At 39.9% G+C, this 6,696-nt stretch carries 8 protein-coding genes; 1 reads left to right on the top strand and 7 read right to left on the bottom strand.

The annotated features are described in order from the left end of the window. Positions 1-597: PhoU domain-containing protein (locus AAF462_08915; protein ID MEM7009238.1), on the top strand; the 597-nt coding region annotated here is incomplete at its 5' end. A gap of 34 nt (positions 598-631) precedes the next feature. Here AAF462_08915 and AAF462_08910 read toward each other — a convergent pair. From AAF462_08910 to AAF462_08880, 7 genes are all read right to left on the bottom strand, one after another. Next, complete coding sequence (locus AAF462_08910; GenBank protein ID MEM7009237.1) at positions 632-1,747, bottom strand: tetratricopeptide repeat protein; 1,116 nt, start codon at positions 1,745-1,747, stop codon at positions 632-634. Between the two features lie 125 nt (positions 1,748-1,872). After that, positions 1,873-2,205, bottom strand: a complete 333-nt coding sequence (locus AAF462_08905; protein ID MEM7009236.1) for a hypothetical protein — start codon at positions 2,203-2,205, stop codon at positions 1,873-1,875. A gap of 30 nt (positions 2,206-2,235) precedes the next feature. Then, on the bottom strand, positions 2,236-3,198 hold the full coding sequence (locus AAF462_08900; GenBank protein MEM7009235.1) for a hypothetical protein: 963 nt from the start codon (positions 3,196-3,198) through the stop codon (positions 2,236-2,238). Between the two features lie 203 nt (positions 3,199-3,401). After that, the gene (locus tag AAF462_08895; protein MEM7009234.1) at positions 3,402-3,917 is read right to left on the bottom strand and encodes a hypothetical protein; all 516 of its coding nucleotides are present in this window, start codon (positions 3,915-3,917) and stop codon (positions 3,402-3,404) included. A 69-nt stretch (positions 3,918-3,986) separates the two neighbouring features. Next, the gene (locus AAF462_08890) at positions 3,987-5,192 is read right to left on the bottom strand and encodes a glycerol dehydrogenase (protein ID MEM7009233.1); all 1,206 of its coding nucleotides are present in this window, start codon (positions 5,190-5,192) and stop codon (positions 3,987-3,989) included. A gap of 134 nt (positions 5,193-5,326) precedes the next feature. Further along, positions 5,327-6,097: a hypothetical protein gene (locus AAF462_08885; GenBank protein ID MEM7009232.1), complete on the bottom strand. Its 771-nt coding sequence runs from the start codon at positions 6,095-6,097 to the stop codon at positions 5,327-5,329. Between the two features lie 202 nt (positions 6,098-6,299). After that, positions 6,300-6,696 (bottom strand): long-chain fatty acid--CoA ligase (locus AAF462_08880; protein ID MEM7009231.1); only part of this gene is annotated, 397 nt, incomplete at its 5' end.

Below are 6,696 nucleotides of genomic sequence, written 5' to 3'. Positions count from 1 at the left end.
GGGGGATTTATTGAAGGGCTTACCAATATGGCTAGACCGGCTGTCCTCTCAGGTACTAAGGAAGATCTGGAGAAATTGGTCTCTCGTGAGCTCGAGCTTAGAATGCTTCATGACTCTATTACTGACTACGCCAGAAAACTATATTCAATGGAGATGACCGATTCGGAGACCAAAAGACTTGAGGCACTTGGCACAATTGTATCTAACCTTCAGCACATAGGTGAAACTATTTCCGTAAATATGGTTTCTATCGGCAAAGAGAGAATAGACCGCGGATTTAAAATAAGTGAGGAAACTCTTAACAAATTTATGCCCTACTCTTCTAAGGTTAGAGAAAGTTTTGATCTTTCGCTTAAAGCTGTTGATAAGGATGATAGCGATCTCGCATGGAAGGTTGTTGATATGAAATCTGAGGTCGATAGGCTAGCTGATAGCATGATCGAGCACCTTGGTGAAAGGCTTTTGAGTGACGATCCTGACAGGGCTGTACTTTATCGGGTTGAGAGCCAGTTTGTGGAGCTTATTGGACGTATTTACTATTTTGCCAGCATGATTTCAAAGGAAATCATTGAGGATTCCAAAGAGGCTGCGAGTTAATTAATAATAAATAAAGTTAGAAGTGTATAACAAATTATTCCGAGCAGTACTCTTTAATCAATTTTTCGCTCTGATTAAAACCTAGTTGTTTAGATTTATATAGATTTTTACAAGCAATATCATTTTGGCCATTATTGATGTTTATGATAGCCATGTTGAAATATGCCGGAGCATACCCAGGTTCAAGCTCAATTGCCTTTTCAAAATCACTTAGCGCGCCAGTGTAGTCATCTAGCCTAGCCTTATCAACGCCTCTTTTTATGTAGGCAAGAAGCAGATCTGGATTAAGCTCCAAAGCTTTTGTATAATCATTTACCGAATCCTGATAGTTTTCTAGTTTTGCGTTGCTGATGCCTCTACTATAGTAAGCCTGATAGCTGGGCTTAATCTCAATTGCTCTATCATAATCATCAAGAGAACCCTTGATATCTCCCAGTTCAAACTTAACAAGTCCCCTGTTAACATATGACTTATAATAATTAGGGTTTAAGACTATTGTTTTATCGTAACTCTTAAGGGCATTTGATTGATCACCCAACTTATCATAATTCAGGCCCAGGTTATAGTAAGCATCTATATTGTTGGGGTTAAGTTCTACCGCTTTACTTAAGTATTTTACGGCTGACTTGCTATCCCCTATAACACCGTTCTCTGTGCCCAAATTATAGTACGCCTCAACGTTATTAGGATTTAGTACAAGGGCTTGTTCAAAATCTTTTATTGCTTGATCACTCTTACCCAAACCGCTATATGCCACTCCTCTATTGCTATATGCTTTTGAGTAATTAGCGTCTAGCTTTGTTGACTTAGTAGCATCTATTAAAGCCTGCTCGTAGTTTCCAAGATCATTTAGGATGGCAGCTTTATTGCTATATGCTTTAGCATCATTGGGATCGAGCTCAATTGCTTTGTTTAGGTCACTAAGGGCGCCTTTTGTATCTCCTAGGTTGTATTTAATAGCCCCACGGTTGGTATATGCTGGCGCATAATCCGGATCCAGCTTTATAGATTGATTAAAATCCTCAAGTGCTCCTTTTAAATCACCGATCTTTAGCTTAGAAATAGCCCTGTTGTAGAATTCTGCATCAGACTGTGCAAATACAATTATCGGAAACAAAATTAGAAAAAGCAATGCAACAAAACGATTCATACAGGACGAAAATATACATTTATTAATTATTTATTTCAAACACTGCTAGACTCGAATTTGTTCATAAAAAAGGGAGCTATTCAGAACGTGAGTTCCTAGCTCCCTATTTTGAGATTTAATATGATTTAGGGCAACTCTATTTCTGTTGCCGGGTTCATAGGTGGAATTGAAGGAACATCACCTGTTTTTTCTTGACAGCCTCGAGCTATGTACCTCTCTGCAGTCTCTGAAAAGTTTCTTCTCGCATTCATCTCCTGCTGATAGAGTTCAACCGCCCTTCCCATATCATCACCTTTTGCATCAACCTTCATTCTTTCATTTGCAATAGAAATTATCTGATTTTGTAAAGATTGAAGCTGAGCCAAAAGTCCTTTACATGTCTCCTCAGAACACCCTACCGCAACAAAACTTAACATCAAAACCGCAAGCACCGATAGTTTTAGATATTTACTTCTCATATTTCACCTCCACACTAGATTGAATTAGTTTTAACCTTTCTTTTGAGTCCAAGTGTATTTATAGGGAAAGCAAAGATAGTCCCCCGGCGGATATCTCTTTGTTGAGAGAGAATATTTGAGATCAGAGTTTTTTACATAAAAACCGTCAGGGCAATGCACCTCATATACAGTTAAAGCCTCTGGCTCCGTGGGCTCTTTTTTGACCTTTATAGCAAGCTCAGAGTTTCTGCAATATCTAGGTTTTGTAGTTTTTGTATAGGCCACATTATTATGGGTACCGTTAATATGAGTGCCCTCAGGACATCTGTGAATATACCTTCCATCAGATGTTCTTCTTTGCATCCTTCTTGCTTTAATTAAGCGTTTATCACAAGTTAAATTTATTCTAAAAGAGTCCGTATTTATTGCTTCATAGACTACGAGAGAGAAATCAAGCGCTAAACCCGAGGCTTCCTTATCACCTGTGCACCAAGCACCCAAGGCTATGGGCTGAGTTATTGAAACAGTCGTAACCTCCCCATCAGGAAATAAGGACCCTTCACATGACTCTACAAGCTCAGCGGTATCAAGTATCTTTCTGTCCGTATTATCTGTGGCCTGCGCTATTGCTGCATAACCATTGTAGTTTTTAGCACTTTTCATTGTGTTTTTGCTTCCAAACCAAAAACCTTTGAGTTCATGAGTGTCCACATAATTCCCAGGTCTATTTGTGCCTACTTTATCTTGACACTCGAAGTTTCCAACGAACTTCGTAACCAAGATCTCATCTATATTTTGAGAAGGGTTTGAGTGCCTTCGAGCTCCCCCTGTAACTCTTACAACCTGGTCTTGTCTTACAGTTATATTAATTTGAGTTGGAAAGGTAAGATGTTGTTCAAGCTCACTGATTTTGCTTCTATCGCTGTCTAACCACTGCTGAGTGGTTTGCGCATTTGAGTCCACACCTACTAGAGAAAGAGTTACTAGTAACAATAGAACTGGGAAATGCCTCATCGGAAAACCCCCTTTATATATAGATTATGTTGTGTTATGAACGACCTACCGTCCTATAAAATTATATACCACAAGCGAACGCTCGTATGCAAGATAGTTTTAATTGTTTCCAAGAATTATACGAAATATAGCACCATAGGGGCGTTCTGCGAGTATGCAAAGCCCACTATTTTTCATTTTTTAAGAATTTGTAAAAGAATTTACTATGCAGCAGCTCTTCTTCGAACTATAAAATATCCTATAACACCGATACCAATAGCTAAAGCGAGCATTCCCAAGTGAGATAGAGTTGGAACATTTTTTGGAGCTACAACATTATTGAATACACAAGAAGCTCTTCCAAAACTGTCCAGACAATTAATGTTAACAGTGGGACCACTTACAGATACCTCTATAAGAAATTCATCTCCCTGCTCTATTTCACATTCAATGCTCGAAAGTGTCCAACCTTCGGGCACATTCTCTGTTATAGTTGACTCATCTAACCCTAATAAAACTTCCATTGAGTTGTTATCTGGATCAGTAAGTATAAAGTCTTCAGGTGAACCTAGCACAACTGAAGTAAAACTAAAAGGTGTGTTGTCTTCAGGGTCAGCATTTTTAATTACTTCAACAGCGCAAGACTGGGCATAAACACTTTGAGTAGCTGCTATAACTGAAAAACTTATCGTTAATAGCGCCAAAATTAAGATAGTAAAGCACCTATTTACCAAGACCATTTTTACCTTCCTCCTCTTTGAATATTATTGCTATTATAACATATACAAAGGGATTTATATTTACGCAAATTAATCGCTGTGAATGCTATGGTAAGGCTCATCTCCAATATCTTTAGATATCATGCGGCCAAATTTATCTGCATGATCTACAATGTCTATTACCATCCGCTCTGTTACTTCAAATGGCTCATTTTGTATGATTGGTATTGCAAGAGCCGCTTGTGCATGTTTCTTACGTTCTTCTATAGTGGGGTTTTCAAACGAAAGCTGGCCCAGATGTACGGGGAGACCTACTTTTGCAAAAAAAGTGGCCGCTTTTTCAGCCTCATCGTACCTGTCCTCCAATAAAAGATGTGCAATCAGGCCAAAAGCTACCATCTCACCATGGAGATACTTTTTATCAATTTCTGGGAACGAATTAAACCCCTGCCCTATTGCATGGGCGGCCGCAACACCGCAGCTCTCAAAACCTATCCCGCTCATCAGAGTGTTGGCTTCAACAATTTTCTCAACGGCATCATTTACTTGATTATTTTTGACTGCAGCAATTGCATCTAGTGCATTTTCATATAGCGTTTTTGCACATAACTCGGCTATTGCCAATCCTACAAGGGTCGGGCGGGTTCCTATTAATGAAAATGAGTCCGGATTTTCAAAGCATGTACGGGCTTCATACCACGTGGCCATGGCGTCGCCCAGGCCTGAAACTATATATCTATAAGGTGCTTGTGCTGCAATTTTTGTATCCACTACTACCAACGTAGGGTTAAGAGGGTAAAAATCTGCTTCTATAAATTCTCCGCTCTCGTTGTAGATTACAGAAAGTGCAGAACATGGAGCGTCAGTTGAAGCAGTTGTAGGGCATATTATAGATGGCAGTGACATCCGGTAAGCGACAGCCCTTCCAGTATCAATACACTTTCCTCCTCCAATTGCAACGATGGCATCGATAGGGTCATTACTATTTTCTAATTCACCAGTTATGCGCTCAATCTCAGCTAGTGTAGATTCGCCTTGGAAAATTATTCTTGTGTCGGAAATACTCGATTTTGAAAGGCTGTCAGATATTACCTGACCAAATCTATTTTCGCCGCCGGAGGTTATAACAGTTGCCGTATGTCTAGAATTTAAAAGTTTTAGATATAGTCCAAGGTTATGAAGCGCTCCAGGGGCTTGGATATATTTATGTGGGCTGTTTAGTACCTTTGCAACGATACCGCCATGGCTAACTTGTGGTGAGAATATCTGTTGAGGATCAAAGGATGTAGCTGACATAATAACGGCCTCCCGCCTTTATAATCTAGATACATCCTAACTAAAGAACATAGAGAATGGAACAAGTCTTTAAATAAACACGGGAGCACATTTGATATGAGCCCCCGTTTGAAATATTTTCAAGATTGAATTGTTTATTCAGATACGTTAATAAATGTAATTACCTGTTTATCCCCAGAGGGCATATCTCTTGGATGTGCCTTGATTCTAGGGCCATGTGAATTCTCAGTTGTATCAACAATTACTCTATACGGAGCTCCTTCAACGATGTCTTCGCCAAATTGCCAGAGCGGGCAGTTAGTGGTTAAAAGCTGGTATCCATTTTCCTGATCTGCAGGTTCACGGAATACGCAGAATCCACCAGCAAAATCGGAGCGGTTGTTCTGTCCTACAAAACCCACACTGTACTCATCTACTCCGTCACCGTCAGTATCGCCCAGATTCACAGTATCAATATCAGGCCCAACATATGCATGAGCGTGGCCAACTCCATCAACTTGAGGCTCAAAGGCATACTCAGTGGCAGCATTTGTTGCAGCGGTAAAATCAACTGTATATTCTGATGCCGGGCTTATCACAATTGTTATCGGGAGAAGTTTTACTGTTATCGGGTTTCCCTGCAGATCTGTGAGATCCGCCTCTGCGAGCGCAGAGTAATCAATCTCTTCTCCTGGCAAAGGGCTAATTATCTTTAGCTGTGGAGTTATAGAGTCTATATCGCCTTTAGATTGGAACCGATCACATCTGTATTTAAAAATCCTGTTTGTATCAGGATTCCTAAATCTGCACCTAGGGTCCTTCTTTTTCTGCGAGAATGCATCAGCAGGCATAAACATAAAAATCGATGCGGCTATAACTATTTGAAGCATCACAAGCCATTTACTTCCGAAGAATTTACTATTCATCTTACGACCTCCTTTTGAATAAATCAGTGTTCTTTTGAATGTTCGTTTGAATAAATTGCTGAAATATTTTGTTTGTTTGGTATGAGTTATAGTGATTTAAATATTATCCCCCGCCAAAAGGTCAATATTCACCACACTAATCAATTTCTAGACTGATGTCAATGTAAATATATAGGAATACTTATATTTTTGGAGTGCCGAACTACCTATGCCCGTGCTTTTCTTCGGCCAACTTTTTTAGACTAACCCGATCTATCTTCCCTGTAGGGTTAAGTGGCATTTCTTCTAAAATAACTATGTCTTCCGGCGCTTTGTAGCCTATTCGCTTGCGTGAGAACAGGATCAGGTCAAATATTTTGGGCACCTCAGAGCCTTGTTTTAATGTTATAAAAGCTCGCACGTTCTCTCCGTGCATAACATCGTGCACACCAACTGCGCCTGCAAGCTCTACTGACTTGTGCTCTAAGAGGGACTCCTCTACCTCAACCGGACTTATATTAGATCCATCATGCACAATAATTTGCTTTTTACGGCTAACAAAGTGCAAATAGCCGTCTTCGTCCGCCTTAAGAACATCCCCTGTATCAAACCAACCGTCC

The sequence above is a fragment of the Thermodesulfobacteriota bacterium genome (assembly GCA_039028315.1).
GTDB lineage: Bacteria > Desulfobacterota_D > UBA1144 > Nemesobacterales > UBA2774 > CR02bin9.
Note: the sequence above shows the minus strand (reverse complement) of the source record. Positions and strands in the feature narration are given on the sequence as shown.